Origin of the sequence: Psychrobacter sp. K31L, from assembly GCF_017942195.1 — a bacterium.
Lineage (GTDB): Bacteria > Pseudomonadota > Gammaproteobacteria > Pseudomonadales > Moraxellaceae > Psychrobacter > Psychrobacter glaciei.
The window spans coordinates 100,920-115,658 of the sequence record NZ_JAGKSC010000004.1 but is presented as its reverse complement, the minus strand read 5'-3'; the positions used below and the strand labels follow the sequence as shown (position 1 = coordinate 115,658).

General features: G+C 36.3%; 10 protein-coding genes. All 10 read left to right on the top strand.

The features are described 5' to 3' along the window. Positions 1–104 precede the first annotated feature (104 nt). The 10 genes from pseB to pgi all read left to right on the top strand — a co-directional run bounded on the left by pseB (position 105) and on the right by pgi (position 14,736). Positions 105–1,103, top strand: a complete 999-nt coding sequence (gene pseB / locus J5X94_RS08140) for a UDP-N-acetylglucosamine 4,6-dehydratase (inverting) (RefSeq protein WP_210540905.1) — start codon at positions 105–107, stop codon at positions 1,101–1,103. After that, positions 1,103–2,275 carry a UDP-4-amino-4,6-dideoxy-N-acetyl-beta-L-altrosamine transaminase gene (gene pseC / locus J5X94_RS08135; protein ID WP_210540904.1) on the top strand — a complete coding sequence of 391 codons (1,173 nt, stop codon included), beginning with the start codon at positions 1,103–1,105 and terminating at the stop codon, positions 2,273–2,275. The genes pseB and pseC overlap by 1 nt, the downstream gene beginning before the upstream one ends. Beyond that, positions 2,268–2,957 (top strand): pseudaminic acid cytidylyltransferase, encoded by a 690-nt coding sequence (pseF, locus tag J5X94_RS08130; RefSeq protein WP_210540903.1) that lies wholly within the window; start codon positions 2,268–2,270, stop codon positions 2,955–2,957. The genes pseC and pseF overlap by 8 nt, the downstream gene beginning before the upstream one ends. After that, on the top strand, positions 2,954–4,072 hold the full coding sequence (gene pseG / locus J5X94_RS08125) for a UDP-2,4-diacetamido-2,4,6-trideoxy-beta-L-altropyranose hydrolase (protein WP_210540902.1): 1,119 nt from the start codon (positions 2,954–2,956) through the stop codon (positions 4,070–4,072). The genes pseF and pseG overlap by 4 nt, the downstream gene beginning before the upstream one ends. 58 nt (positions 4,073–4,130) lie before the next feature. Continuing rightward, positions 4,131–5,039 carry a UDP-4-amino-4,6-dideoxy-N-acetyl-beta-L-altrosamine N-acetyltransferase gene (gene pseH, locus J5X94_RS08120; protein ID WP_210540901.1) on the top strand — a complete coding sequence of 303 codons (909 nt, stop codon included), beginning with the start codon at positions 4,131–4,133 and terminating at the stop codon, positions 5,037–5,039. Position 5,040: 1 nt separating this feature from the next. Beyond that, positions 5,041–6,081: a pseudaminic acid synthase gene (pseI, locus tag J5X94_RS08115; protein WP_210540900.1), complete on the top strand. Its 1,041-nt coding sequence runs from the start codon at positions 5,041–5,043 to the stop codon at positions 6,079–6,081. A gap of 20 nt (positions 6,082–6,101) precedes the next feature. Next, the gene (locus J5X94_RS08110) at positions 6,102–9,590 is read left to right on the top strand and encodes a hypothetical protein (protein WP_210540899.1); all 3,489 of its coding nucleotides are present in this window, start codon (positions 6,102–6,104) and stop codon (positions 9,588–9,590) included. Further along, complete coding sequence (locus tag J5X94_RS08105) at positions 9,583–11,796, top strand: polysaccharide pyruvyl transferase family protein (protein ID WP_210540898.1); 2,214 nt, start codon at positions 9,583–9,585, stop codon at positions 11,794–11,796. The genes J5X94_RS08110 and J5X94_RS08105 overlap by 8 nt, the downstream gene beginning before the upstream one ends. A 378-nt stretch (positions 11,797–12,174) precedes the next feature. Next, positions 12,175–13,047 carry a UTP--glucose-1-phosphate uridylyltransferase gene (locus tag J5X94_RS08100; protein WP_210540897.1) on the top strand — a complete coding sequence of 291 codons (873 nt, stop codon included), beginning with the start codon at positions 12,175–12,177 and terminating at the stop codon, positions 13,045–13,047. A gap of 3 nt (positions 13,048–13,050) precedes the next feature. Beyond that, positions 13,051–14,736, top strand: coding sequence for a glucose-6-phosphate isomerase (gene pgi, locus J5X94_RS08095; RefSeq protein ID WP_210540896.1), 1,686 nt, complete (start codon positions 13,051–13,053; stop codon positions 14,734–14,736). Positions 14,737–14,739: the final 3 nt, after the last annotated feature.

The window sequence follows — 14,739 nt, the reverse complement described above, 5'->3', positions numbered from 1 at the left end:
TTTTGTAATGTAACTACTAAAACCATATTGAAATATTAAGAAGGCACCCCTACAATGGGGTGTTTTTATACATTTAATAAGAGTAATCTGAGGATAAGAAAAAAATGTTAAGTAATTCAACGATTTTAGTGACAGGTGGTACAGGTTCATTTGGCCACAAATTTATTCCTATGACGCTTGCAAAGTATAACCCTAAGAAAATTATCATTTTCTCTAGAGATGAAATGAAGCAATGGGAAATGGCGAAGCTTTTTGAAGGTGATGATCGAGTAAGATTCTTTATTGGCGATGTGCGTGATAAAGAACGCTTATATCGAGCATTGGATGGTGTTGATTATGTTGTTCATGCAGCAGCAACCAAAATTGTACCTACAGCAGAATATAATCCTTTCGAATGTGTAAAAACAAATGTGCATGGTGCAATGAACTTAATTGATGCTTGTATCGATAAAGGTGTCAAAGGCGTAGTTGCATTATCAACTGACAAAGCAAGTAGTCCTATAAATCTATATGGCGCTACCAAACTAACTTCTGATAAGCTCTTCGTAGCAGGAAACGCTTATAGTGGTCAGCATGTGACCAAATTTTCTGTTGTAAGGTATGGTAACGTAATGGGCTCTAGAGGATCTGTTATTCCCTTCTTCTTGTCAATTAAAGAAAGAGGCGAGCTACCTATTACTGATGATCGTATGACACGCTTCATGATTACTTTAGAAGAAGGTGTTGAATTGGTTTGGCACGCTTTTGAAGATATGGAAGGTGGTGAGATTTATGTCAAAAAAATTCCATCAATGAATATTATGGACGTAGCAAAAGCTGTAGCACCAGAAGCTACAACTAAGGTAGTTGGTATTAGACCAGGTGAAAAACTACATGAGCAAATGATTGGCGCTGAAGACTCTTATTATACCTATGAGTATCCTGAACACTTCAAAATCTTACCAACCATTAACAATTGGGGGCATTCTCCTGAAAGGGTAAAAGACGGTAAATTAGTTCCAGAAGGTTTTGTTTATTCAAGCGATAACAACACAGAATGGATGCCAAGAGAAGAACTTGAGTCTTGGATAAAAGAAAATAAAGATAATATTGGTAAAATATAATGGAATTTATCCCATACGGTCGCCAAAATATTACAGAGCAGGACATTGATGCAGTCGTCAATGTTCTTAAATCTGACTATTTAACGCAAGGTCCTAAAGTACCAGAATTCGAAAATGCAATTAAAGAGCATTGCAATGTCGAATATGCTTTGGCAATGAATAGTGCTACTTCAGCCCTTCATGTTGCATGTTTGGCTTTAGATGTTGGCAAAGATGACATTGTTTGGACGACACCCATTACATTTGTAGCATCTGCAAATTGTGCTTTATATTGTGGTGCTACTGTAGATTTTGTAGATATTGACCCGAAGACTTATAATTTGTCCATTCAAGCGTTGAGAGAGAAGTTACAGGCTGCTAAAATAGAAAGTAAGCTACCAAAAGTGGTTATCCCTGTACACTTATGCGGCCAGCCTTGTGATATGGAGAGTATATATGCGCTTTCTAAGGAGTATGGGTTTTCTATTATTGAAGATGCCTCTCACGCAATAGGTGGCAATTATAAAAATGAACCTATTGGTAGTTGTCAATATTCAGACATCACGATATTTAGTTTTCATCCAGTGAAAATTATCACGACTGCTGAAGGTGGTGTAGCTACCACTAACGGTAAATATCTAGCACAAAAAATGGACTTATTACGTAGCCATGGTATTACTCGCGACTCTGAGTTGATGACACATGAACCTGATGGCCCTTGGTATTATCAACAAGTTGACTTGGGTTATAACTATCGCATGACAGAAATGCAGGCAGCACTTGGGGCCTCGCAAATAAAAAGATTACCAAGTATCACAAAAAGTCGTCATGAAATTGCAAATAGATATGATGTGAAATTAGCCAGTCTTTCCGTGACTGTGCCTTTTCAAATTGAAAAGTCTTATTCTGGACTTCATCTTTATGTAATTAGATTAAAGCTTGGTGATATTAAAGCGACACACTTAGAAGTATTTAATGCTTTACGTGCAGCTAATATTGGGGTCAACCTTCATTACATTCCTGTCCATCTTCAGCCTTATTATCAAAAGCATTTTAATTTCCAAATGGGTGACTTCCCACAAGCGGAACAGTACTATAAAGAAGCTATTAGTTTACCTTTATACCCAGATTTAACTGAAGAGCAACAGGATTATATTGTTGAAACTTTAGAAGGCGTATTAAAAAATGACTAACATAGCAGTAATACCTGCCAGAGGAGGAAGCAAACGGATACCACGGAAAAATATTAAAACGTTCCATGGCAAGCCATTGATCTCTTACTCAATAGAAGCGGCAATGAAAAGTGAGTGCTTCGATAGAATCATTGTTTCTACTGATGACGAAGAAATAGCAGAAATATCTATAAAATTTGGCGCTGAGGTACCGTTTTTTCGTAGCAACGATCTGTCTAATGATTTTGCAGGAACTACTCCAGTGATTCAAGACACTATCTTGCAACTTGATGATAATAATATTGAATATATATGCTGTATCTATGCGACAGCACCTATGTTGTCGTACGAAGATATACGTTCAGGATTGAATTCCATTACATCGGAAAAAGACTGTAACTATGCTTTTAGTATTACTACTTATGATTTCCCGGTTCAACGTTCCTTATTATTGAATCAGCAAAACAAGGTGGCAATGCACAATCCAAACCTATTTAATAGTCGTTCCCAAGATTTAGAAGAATGTTGGCATGATGCAGGGCAATTCTATTGGGGTACTAAAGATGCTTGGGAAAAAGGGTTACCCATCTTTAGCTCAAATGCTATAGGTCTAAAGCTTCCTCGACATCGCGTACAAGATATTGATACTTTAGAAGATTGGCATATGGCGGAAATGCTGTATCAAATTTGGAGCAAGGATTGAGAACGATAGGTTTTAGAGTTGACGTAGCTGAGCATATAGGAACAGGTCACTTACAACGTTGTCTTACATTAGCTCGTGAATTTAGGAAGATTTCCATCTCGAGCATTTTCTTTGTCAGAGAATACGATAAAGAATTGTTGAGTTTAATCACTATTAGTGGTTTTATTTATCATGTCATTGGGTATTCTTCATTGGAAAGTATTTCTGAAGATCATTCATATTGGTTAGGAGTTTCTCAGGAACAAGATGCTCAAGAGTTCATTTATGCTGTTTCTGAGCAACCCATAGATATGATGATCATTGATCATTACTCACTTGATAGCGTTTGGGAAGACATGGTAAAAGATACAGTATCTTTACCTGTAGCAGTAATTGATGACCTGGAAAACCGCAAGCATACTTGCGATTTACTGATTGATCAAAATTACTGGCCCAATCCCAACTCTAGATATGATGGTTTGGTATCTAGCCATTGTTTACGGTTATTGGGCCCAAAGTATGCTCTGCTTAGAGATGAATTCATTTCTTTACGAGAGCCAAAAATGCAAAAATCTTCAAATAAACTTGAGACTGTATTAGTAAACTTTGGAGGCGTTGGTAATCTGCGAGTCTGGAAATCCTTTTTACCTGCTCTAGTTAAATGCCATAAATTTAATTTTCATGTTATCACTGGCAAATTATCTTCAGAAGATTTTCATTACTGTGAAAATATAGTCAAACAGTCCAAGCATATATTTTTAGAAGAGAAAACTGATCAGATGTCATATTTAATGAAAAGTAGTGATTTTGCTTTGGGTGCTTGTGGTTCTACAGTATGGGAACGGTTCTGCTTAGGGCTAAATTCAGCCTTGATCGATGTGGCAGACAATCAAAAAGATTTGGTAAGCTATTTACATGAAAGAAATTTAATAGATTACCTAGGCAGCTTGGATAATATAACGGTAAATTCTATATCCAAATATCTTACTGATCTATCGATGAATAGTTTGAAATATCAAAAGCGTAGAAAAGAGATTATGCAGCTAGTAGATGGTATGGGCGCAGATAGAGTAGCAAAAAATATCATGCTTATTCACTCCAATAAGTATAATGAAAAAGTTTTAGGTACAATTTAGATAGATATAGGTCGGCCATACTGTATATAAATAACTAGAATAGTTAAGGGATCTAAATATGTTTAAAGGTAATTTTCGCAAATTAGTTGATGAAGACATTAATAGACTATATGAGTGGAGAAACAGAGATGAAATCCGATTGAATATGTACAATCACGATATTATAGACTATGAAACTCATGTATCTTGGTTTAATAAAGTGGGGCAGGATAGTACTAATCAATATTTTATTTACGAGCAAGATGGCAATCCTCTAGGATTAGTTTCTTTTACTAATATTGATAGTTCTAATAAAACTGCTTCATGGGCTTTTTATTCCGCAAACGTTTCGATAAGAGGAATCGGTTCTGAAATGGAAAGGTTAGCGCTTGATTATGCCTTTAAACACTTAGAGTTAAATAAGCTTTATTGCGAAGTTCTTGATTTTAACTTCCCTGTAGTTAAGTTTCATCGTAAGCATGGCTTCAAAATTGAAGGTATCAAGAAACAGCATTATTGTAGAGATGGTAAATATTATGATGTATATCAGTTGTCACTATTCAAAAAAGATTATGATAAAATCTCTAAAGACGATTTTAAACCGAGTATCAACAAATACTATAAATGGAATTTTTCGGTAGAATCTTCTAAAATTGACATTTTTGCTGATTTTTCAGGGGATAATAATCCAATTCATATTCAAGATGAGTCTGCAATAGAATTGGGGTTTGAGGGTAGAATTGCTCATGGAGCAATTTTAGTTGCTGAAATTTCACGAGTAGCTGCTTCAGATTATCCTGGACCCAACACTATCTATGTGGGCCAAGATCTAAAATATTATTCACCTGTTTATCCAGATATGGAAATAATTGGTCAAGCAAGTTTACTCACTCAAATAGGTAGATATTGTCTTATTGAATACAAGATGTTTGATAAAGATAACAAGCTATTGATGACAAGCCTTTCTGAATTCTTAATAGGTAAATAATATGAAAATTAATGATAGAAACATTGGTAGAAACTTTTCTCCTTATATTATTGCTGAAATGTCAGCAAATCATAATGGTGATATCGAGAACGCATTTCGAATAATCGAAATGGCTAAGCGTTGTGGAGCTGACGCAGTGAAAATGCAAAGTTATACGGCTGATACTATTACTTTGAACTCTAATAGAGATGAGTTCAAAATTAAAGGCGGTTTGTGGGAAGGCCAAACATTGTATGAGCTGTATCAATCTGCTTATACTCCATGGGAATGGCATAAACCTTTGTTTGATCGAGCCAGATCGATTGGTATTACTATGTTTAGCTCGCCGTTTGATACTACTGCAGTTGATATGCTAGAGGACTTGAATACGCCAGCATACAAAATCGCAAGCTTTGAAGCGATTGACTTACCACTTATTAGGTATGTTGCTCAAACAGGCAAACCTATGATTATATCGACTGGTATGGCAAATAATGAGGAGATAGCGGAAGCCATTGAAGCTGCGCGAAGTGGTGGTTGTGAGCAGCTGGCAATCTTACATTGTGTCAGTGGTTATCCAGCACCATCTAGTGATTATAATCTAAGAACCATAGTAGATATGCAGCAGCGCTTTGGATTATCGACAGGGCTGTCCGATCATACATTGGATAACACTACAGCGATAGCTAGTGTGGCTCTTGGTGCCAATATCATAGAAAAGCATGTAACCTTAGACAGAAGTGGTGGGGGTCCTGATGATAGCTTTTCTTTAGAAGAGTCTGAATTGCAGCACTTATGTGATGCTAGTCGTATATGTTGGGAAGCATTAGGTGAAGTAGATTATGGTCATAAATCGAGTGAGAAAGCCAACGTACAGTTTAGAAGATCATTATACTTTGTAAAACCATTAAAAGCAGGAGATATCATTACTCCTGACTCTATCAGAAGTGTAAGACCAGGTTTTGGGCTACCTCCCAAGATGTTGGAAAATATTATTGGCAAAACAGTATCAGTCGATGTTGATTATGCTACGCCTGTGACATCCGAAGCTATTGCAAAGTAATATAGTAGAGTATATCAAGTATGATAGATAAACAGTCCAAAGCCCATCAGAAATCCGAGTTAGCCGAGTATTTTTCAAAACGTACTCAAAATCATTGGAAAAAAAAAGTACCAACTGGTAAAGACTATCAATTCGTAGTTCATGACCCTTATGAAATATTTGGAGAAGATAGTGGTTTTGAAAAGCTATATTTGGTAGGAAAAAACTGGGTAGAAGGTACAGATAAGCCTATAGCAGTTGCTATAGGTTGTAATGACTGGAAGTTTGGATTCATTGCAGATTATTTAGATGAATTTAGAGTAGCATTTGCACCGCGTAAATTAACAAACTATAAAATGATAGGCGTAATGCAGCGTTTATCTATCAAACCTGAAGTAATAGTAATATGGGGCTACAATGAAAGCACATTTTTAAACAGGTATATAAGCTATAAAAACATAGATATATGGCGTGTAGAAGATGGCTTTATACGTTCAGCCAACCTTGGTGCTAGTGGGGCTACTCCATACTCGCTCGTTTTTGATAAGTCCGGCTTATACTATAATTCTAATAATCCTTCTGACGTTGAAAAAATTCTAAATAGCCATGATTTTAATATTAATAGCAATCTAACAGAAGAAGCGTCCAAGCTTTTACAACTCATTATAGATCTAAAAATATCTAAATATAATCCTCCAGCTATATTTCATGATACTAGTCTTAAATTAAAGAAAAGAGTGCTAGTCATTGGACAAGTAGATAATGATGCATCAATTCGATACGGTAATCCTGAGAAATGGACTATGGAGGATATGGTTCGGCTAGCTAAATATGAGCACCCAGACGCAGAAATACTTTATCGACCTCATCCAGAAATATTCAAAGGGTTTCAAGAATCTAATTTTAAGAACACCAATGTAGAGCTTTTTGCTGAAATATTATCGCCTGATGAGCATATTATTGAACTATTAGAGAGAGTAGATCATGTTTATACTATTACCTCACTGACAGGGTTAGAAGCCTTATTAAGAGGTAAGACAGTAACTGTCTTAGGAAAGCCCTTCTATGCAGGATGGGGTCTGACAGACGATAGATGTATATTCGAATCAGATAGACGTACAAGGCAGCTTACATTGTTGGAATTGTTTGTTGGTGCTTATCTAATATATCCGAGATACATAGTAGGAGTTAAAGAGCAGTCTAATGATAACATATATCCATTATTCACTACTATACACAAAATACGTAGTGAAATATTACAGTTGACCTATCAAGCTGATTACAAAGATATATTAGATGATAGCTTAGAGACTTCTATACAACTTAATGTTCAGCACGCCTTGAGAAATATTTCTACTTGTAATAGTAAATCATATCAAGAAATATTCATTTTTTTTAAGCCTTACATAATAGATGATTTTGTATTGAATTACATTTGGAGTGAATTACCACAAGAGAGCAAGCAGGGTTTTTTGCGTGCTATATTGAATATATGTGATCAAGATATCATTATTGAGTTTTTATATGATATAAAGGATCAGATAGATCACTTGCTCCTAAGTGAACTAATATCCAACTTCTTCCCCAACCATAAAAATATAAGCTTGGGCGAAGTTGAAGAGTTTTTTAAAGAATTTAATGCCTTAGTTAATGAACCTCATTCACAGCAGAAAATCCTTATAGAAGAACAAAACTTAGATGAAAGCTTGAACGAGTCGGATTTTAAAGAGCAAAACTTTATAGAGCAAAATTACAAACTAAGTAAGCTATTAACAAGCCAGCTTAATTTTTTTAGTTCAAGAAATGATTATGTTCAATCACTAGTAATTATCAAAAAGCTCATACGGTTAACAGCTAGTTCAACAGTTAAAATTAATCACCTTAATGTAGCTTCAAGAACTTTATACAATAAGTTTAGCTTCAATCAGTCCTTGGGTGTTAGCTTGTTATCAATGATGGTTGATATAGATAAGAACAATAGGAGAGCACTAAATCAGTTTATCGATAATAAGTTCATAATTGAAAATTATAATATTCCAGCACTTATAGATGAAATATTATTATCTATAAAATTAAATCCAGAGCTAATCTCTAAGTATCGTGTTTTAACTGGTAGGAATTCTGTTTGGTTTGATATTATTGGGTCTAGCGCTTATTTAAGTACTGATAAAACCATATCTAGATTAATGGGGTTAATCGAACATGGGGATTATATTGCTTCTAAAAAACTATTTTTAGAGTTATACAACTCAAAAAATACAAGACCTGATAAATTACTTAAGGTCTATACGGATTTTCTGCATTCTGAAGGACAGGATATAGAAGCTATAAATATACTAGAAAACTATTTAAAGTTCAATACGAGTGAATTTATTATAAAACAGTTAATACGTTTGAACATATTCATCGGTGCTTTTGATAAAGCAGAAGAGTATATAAACTATTGTATTAATATAGGGATGGAACTGAACTCTACATTTAGTATGCCAGTTTTACAACAAAGAGGTAGGATTGGTGAGGCATACGCGTGCTATATCAATGAAAACTTTACCAATGATATTGGTTTTTTATTAGGAAACAAGTTCAGAGAAGCTAACAATATTTCTGATATTGGCGCTAAAGATAATAGTTTGATATTAGCTGTTTACGGGCCTGGTGATGAAATCAGGTTTATGTCTATCTATAACGATTTTGAACAAGCTTATTTATCAAAAGCATTTACTATTTCATGTGATTATAGACTATATAATATTCTTTGTAGGTCTTTTAAAAATATAGATTTTTTACCTATTCGTAGAACAAGAGGCTTTAATAAAAACTACCCAGTATGTGATTATGATCGACTGCCTTCTACTACGCTTACTACTATTTTAGATAATTCTGCATTTGACAAGATAGTTGATTACGATAAAGTATATCTGGTCACAGATTTTGTAGGAAAATTTAGAGAAAGTTACTCAGACTTTACTGGTAAAAAGTATCTTTATGCTGATGTTGATCTAATTGATAAATATAAGCAACGTTTACAATCTTACAAGACATCTGGCAAAAAATTAGTGGGATTAAATTGGAGAAGTAGCTTAACGAATTTTACTCGTATGGAGCATTACCTAGATATAGAACAATTACAGCCTCTTTTTACAAATGATAATATTCAGTTTGTAAACTTGCAATATGATGATTGTACCGAAGAGTTAGTATGGTTGGAACGTAAATTCCCTGGAAAAATGATCAATTTTAGTGATATTGATCAATATGATGATCTGGACGATGTAGCAGCTTTAATGATGTGCCTAGATTTAGTTATTGCACCTGCTACAACAGTCGCAGAATTAGCAGGCGCTTTAGGCGTAAATACTTGGTTGTTTTCTAATTCTTCACAGATTTTATGGAGAAAAATAGATGATAAGGCGACCGATGTATGGCACAACTCAATGACTATTGTAGATGTCCCAGATAAAGGTGATAAAAATGTATTGGTCAGCGAGTTAACAATGAGACTTAATAATTTTGGTTTTTCTGATGAGTAGTATTATTTATCTTAATTACACAGCGATTGACCCTCATATAGGCTGTATTGGAGTATGCTATGCTCATTTAACATCTCTATTTAGTAGAAACATAGTAGTAGAAACCTATAGTAATTCTCAGATCAAGCAGTATTGGAAGGGCGATCGCCCTTCTTCTCTTGAATACATACAAAATAGTGCAATAGCTAATAGACTTTACGCATGTGATGGAATAGTGATAAATGGTGAAGGTACCTTGCATCATAATAGAGGTTTATTTTTGTTGGCTATAGCCGAGTATGCAATAAATATTGGTAAGCCAGTTTTTTTGATCAATGCTACCATACAAGAAATTGACGGTTTTGATGATGTTTTTGGGAGGTTTACTGACTTAGCTGTGAGAGAATTTGCTTCTTATGATTACCTGCGTCGTAAGGGCATTGAATGTCGACTAACGGTTGATAGTATAGTAAACGCGGATTTTAGTAATGACACTAATATGGACTTCAATTCAAAAATAGTAGTTAATGATTGGCATCCTCACGTAGAATCAGTTGTTTATCCTATTGTTAGCAAAGTCCAAGCTGATTATGATGTTTTATATTATCCATTACAAAATAACAAAGCCTATGAAAGCTGGCATCACACTGTTGCTAATTATCAAACAGCAGAGTTGATTATAGCACCTAGATATCATTCAATTTATCTTAGTGGGCTAGCAGGTAAACCTTTCGTAGCGTTACCTTCTAATTCTCATAAAGTGGAAGGTATCATAAAATCATCTGGTCTTCCCTTACCAATATGTTCTCATCCAAGAGATCTTGAAGGTTTTATAAATCAGGCTCTGAAGAGTCGAAGGTTATATGAAGAATTTAAAGAGTTTTTAGAAGAAAGTAAACATAAGGATTTTGAAGTTTTTGATAGTTACTATGGTTTACCTCTTGAAAGCTCTATCCTAAAAAGTACTAGGGTCATTAATCAGTGGCATGAAAAGATTGCTAACCATCATAGTATATCTGAGTCTAATTTCTATAAAGATTTACTAAGAAAAGATATGCTTTTAAGTAAAAATAGCTTAGCAGTTAAAAATGATGTTATAAAAAATCGTCTCTATACTATTTATTATAAAAAATATAGCACTATTTTTATAAAGGATAGTAATTTAATATTTAATTCGGCCCTTGCAGCTTACGGGGTAAGAGACTTTGTTGCTTCTGAAAAACTATTTCAGCTATTGATCGACTTAAATGCCAAACTTGCTTATAAATACTTAGAGTATCTATATATGGATCTAGATCGTTATCCTGAAATATTGGATGCTGCATCTAAAAACATGGATGATTGGAACCAAGCTAAATACATCTACTTACTTCATAGTCATAAAATGCAAGAGGCTTGGGAGCTACTACATTTTCGACCTTTCAGTAAAAATTTGATTGAAAAGGGAAGCCATTATTCCCTTCATTTAGATACTCAGAAAATCACAGTGATAATGGAAGGTGGTATTGGTGATCAAGTTAAGCAATCATTAGTATTCAAACCTCTCAGTGAAAATTTTTTTGAAATAAGTATAGTCTGCGATGCGAGACTAATAGCACCTTTTAAGAGAGTAAATCCCAATTTTAGTTATATAGATCAAAATGATTTTCTGAATGATCACGGTGTGATGGTGCCAGCTCAAGATTTGTTTCGCTATTTCAGGCACGATTTGGAAGATGTTTATTTAACTTTAAAGGTTGATAAAAACTTGAAAGAATATTGGTCCACTTTATTTGATAGTTTTGGGAAGAGTAAAATAATTGGTGTGTGCACAGGTACGGAGATAAGTACTCCCGAGAGAATAGCTAATATATTCTCAGCTAAAAATTATAATAAAATATTTGAAGTGTACAATGATTTTTTGTATGTAAACATTGGTATACCAAAATTTAATAATATCAACGTATATGAACCGAAAATAGATAAAAAAAATGACATTGAAAATGTTTTATCGATAATAGAGTGTTGTGATTTCATAATAACACCTCCGAATAGTTTGCTGGATATCTGCGGCGGTTTAGGAAAAAATGTTATCGCCATTTCTACTGGTAATAAATTTATTTGGCGATTTGATAAAGATTATCATGATATATATCATAAGAACACTAAGTGGGTTGTGACGAAAACGGTGGATAAGAAGACCATAACCATACATAAATGCATCAGTATTATTGAAACGATGTTATGATTGAAAATGTATTGCTTACTAAATTCTTGTATTATTTTGACGTCATTAATTTTCACATTATCGACTAGAAAAGCAATTGCTTAATGATGGTTACCCTCAAAGTAACATGTCATTCGGTAATTCTCCTAAGAATAAGGGAACTTGAAAGTAAAGATTAACTGCTCAGACGTCATTAGCAGGAGATTATCATCAAAAAGTCACGCTTTACTGGTAAAGCTTTGAGCTCAGTATTTATTGTCCTATCAGTGCATTGCTAATGCTCCCTATGAATTAACCGTTCTTTTGCCTTGCAGTTAATACAGCAATCCATTCGCAGTTCAAAACTATATGTATAGCTCTCTTCCATATTTGTTTTATCTTATAATGTAACCTCTTCTTATGAAAAAAATTACTCACGCTGTTATCCCTGTCGCAGGCTTTGGCACTCGTATGTTGCCACTGTCTAAATCTGTGCCAAAAGAGTTATTGCCACTTGGTAATCGTCCAGCTATTCACTATGTTGTCGAAGAGGCAATCGCTGCTGGTATTAAGCATATTGTCTTGGTTGGTCATGCACAAAAAAGTGCGATCGAGAATTACTTCGATATCAATGCTGAGCTGGACAGTCAGCTTAGAGCGAAAGGTAAAGACGCGCTGGCGGATAGCTTAAACTGGTTACCAGAAGATGTGACAGTCTCTATGATACGCCAAGGCAAGGCATTAGGTTTGGGTCATGCGGTACTGGTAGCTCGACCGATCATTGGCGAGCATGACTTTGCCGTATTATTGCCTGATGTCGTGCTCGACCCTTTTACTGGTGATATGGCTGCTGATAATTTAGCGTTTATGATTGATGCCTTTGCCAACGATGCACACTCACAGATATTGGTCGATAAAGTCGCTGATGAAGATGTGCATAAATATGGTATTGCCAAGCTGAGCGATGTCAGTAATATGGATAATCAAGCAAATACTAACGCTAGCTTTAAAGTCGCAGGGTTTGTAGAAAAGCCCAACTTAGCCGATGCACCTTCTAAATTAGCAGTGGTTGGTCGTTATGTCTTTAGCAATCATATTTTTGATTACCTAGCCAATACCAAAGCCTCAGTCGGTGGTGAGATTCAGCTGACGGATGCTATTGATGCCTTGATTAGTGAATACGGAGTAAATGTCACGACGATGCGCGGTAACAGCTATGATGCAGGTGATATGCGCTCGTATATGCAGGCGTTTATCTACTTTGCCGAGCAGCAATTAGCAGATGATGACTAGCTGATGGATGAGATAAAGGGCGATAACGCTTACAACAGTGCTCGAAACTCTACATACTGGCAGCAATTGCAAACGCTTGCTAAGCAGCCATGGTCACTGTCAGCCTTGTTTGCGCAAGATGATAGTCGTGCTGAGCGCTTTAGTATGCAAGCTGGTGCGCTATATATGGACTATAGCAAGCAATGTATCGATGAGCAGGTGCTGGTAAGTTTATTACAGCTAGCAGATAGTTGTGAATTGTCCACACGGATTGATGCACTCATGCAAGGCGCGATGGTGAATACCAGTGAAGAGCGAGCAGCCTTGCATACGGCGCTACGTTTGCCCGAGACGGCAGAGCTGAAAATTGGTGACCAAAATGTCGTTGCTGACGTCCATCATAGTCTTTCACAAGTAGCGCGCTTATCTGAACGTGTCCGCAACGGTACATGGCGTGGATTTTCGGGTCAAGCCATCACGGATGTCGTTAATATTGGCGTCGGTGGCTCTGATCTTGGACCTCTGATGGCGACTACCGCGCTGGATGAGTGGGCAGATACCGAGATTGAGGTACATTTCGTCTCCAACATGGATGGCACCCAGCTTGATAACTTGCTCAAACATCTAAATCCTGAGACAACCTTATTTATTATCTCATCCAAATCCTTTGGTACCGTTGATACTTTATCCAATGCTAAGACGGCATTATCTTGGCTACTTGCCACTGCCAAGCTGCGTGCAGGTACGGAAGACAGTGTGTTACGTCGCCACTTTATTGGCATATCGGCCAATAGTGAAAAAATGAGTGCGTGGGGTATTCATCCAGAACATCAGCTACAGCTTTGGGAATGGGTCGGCGGTCGCTTTTCTTTATGGTCAGCGATTGGTCTTGCTATTGCCATTCGTATCGGTATGGCAGGGTTTAAAGCGTTGTTGGCTGGTGCGCATAGTATGGATGAGCACTTTGCGCAAGCTGATTTTTCAGAGAACCTGCCAGTACTATTAGGGCTGCTTGCTGTTTGGAATAGTACTTTTTTACAGGTGAATGCCCATACGGTATTGCCGTATGATGGTCGTCTCAGCTATTTGCCAAGCTACTTAACTCAGCTGGAGATGGAAAGTAACGGTAAGTCGGTCACCCAACATGGCGATCATATTGACTATGATACTTGCCCGATTCTATGGGGTGAAATTGGCTCCAATGCTCAGCATGCGTTTTATCAGTTGCTACATCAAGGCACACAGCAGGTGTCTTGTGACTTTATTGCTTGTGTGCGTCGTTATAGTGGTCAGATGAAAAACGCGCCATTACAACAGCAGCATGAGCTGTCTTTGGCTAACTGTTTGGCACAAAGTCGGGTGCTGGCGTTTGGCAATGCCGCTGTGACAGATGCTTCTAGTAATAGCGAAGAGGTTTCTGAAACTGCCACCAATGCCGATAAATATAAATACTATCGTGGCAATCAGCCTTCAACCACGCTACTTATCGACGAGCTAACACCGCATAGTTTAGGCGCGCTGGTTGCGCTTTATGAACACAAGGTCTATGTGATGGCCAGTATCTGGGATATTAACCCGTTTGATCAATGGGGCGTTGAGATGGGCAAGCAGATGGCAGAATCTGTACATCAAGCCATGCAGCAAGAGGTAAGCGGTCAATTTGATACCTCTACTGATCAACTGTTAAAGCATATCAAGCGTTGGTCTTAACGT

Excerpts from the sequence above, each read along its gene's own strand:
- pseB (WP_210540905.1), top strand. The coding sequence starts at position 105 with ATGTTAAGTAATTCAACGATTTTAGTGACAGGTGGTACAGGTTCATTT.
- pseC (WP_210540904.1), top strand. The coding sequence starts at position 1,103 with ATGGAATTTATCCCATACGGTCGCCAAAATATTACAGAGCAGGACATT.
- pseF (WP_210540903.1), top strand. The coding sequence starts at position 2,268 with ATGACTAACATAGCAGTAATACCTGCCAGAGGAGGAAGCAAACGGATA.
- pseH (WP_210540901.1), top strand. The coding sequence starts at position 4,131 with ATGTTTAAAGGTAATTTTCGCAAATTAGTTGATGAAGACATTAATAGA.
- pseI (WP_210540900.1), top strand. The coding sequence starts at position 5,041 with ATGAAAATTAATGATAGAAACATTGGTAGAAACTTTTCTCCTTATATT.
- J5X94_RS08110 (WP_210540899.1), top strand. The coding sequence starts at position 6,102 with ATGATAGATAAACAGTCCAAAGCCCATCAGAAATCCGAGTTAGCCGAG.
- J5X94_RS08105 (WP_210540898.1), top strand. The coding sequence starts at position 9,583 with ATGAGTAGTATTATTTATCTTAATTACACAGCGATTGACCCTCATATA.
- J5X94_RS08100 (WP_210540897.1), top strand. The coding sequence starts at position 12,175 with ATGAAAAAAATTACTCACGCTGTTATCCCTGTCGCAGGCTTTGGCACT.
- pgi (WP_210540896.1), top strand. The coding sequence starts at position 13,051 with ATGGATGAGATAAAGGGCGATAACGCTTACAACAGTGCTCGAAACTCT.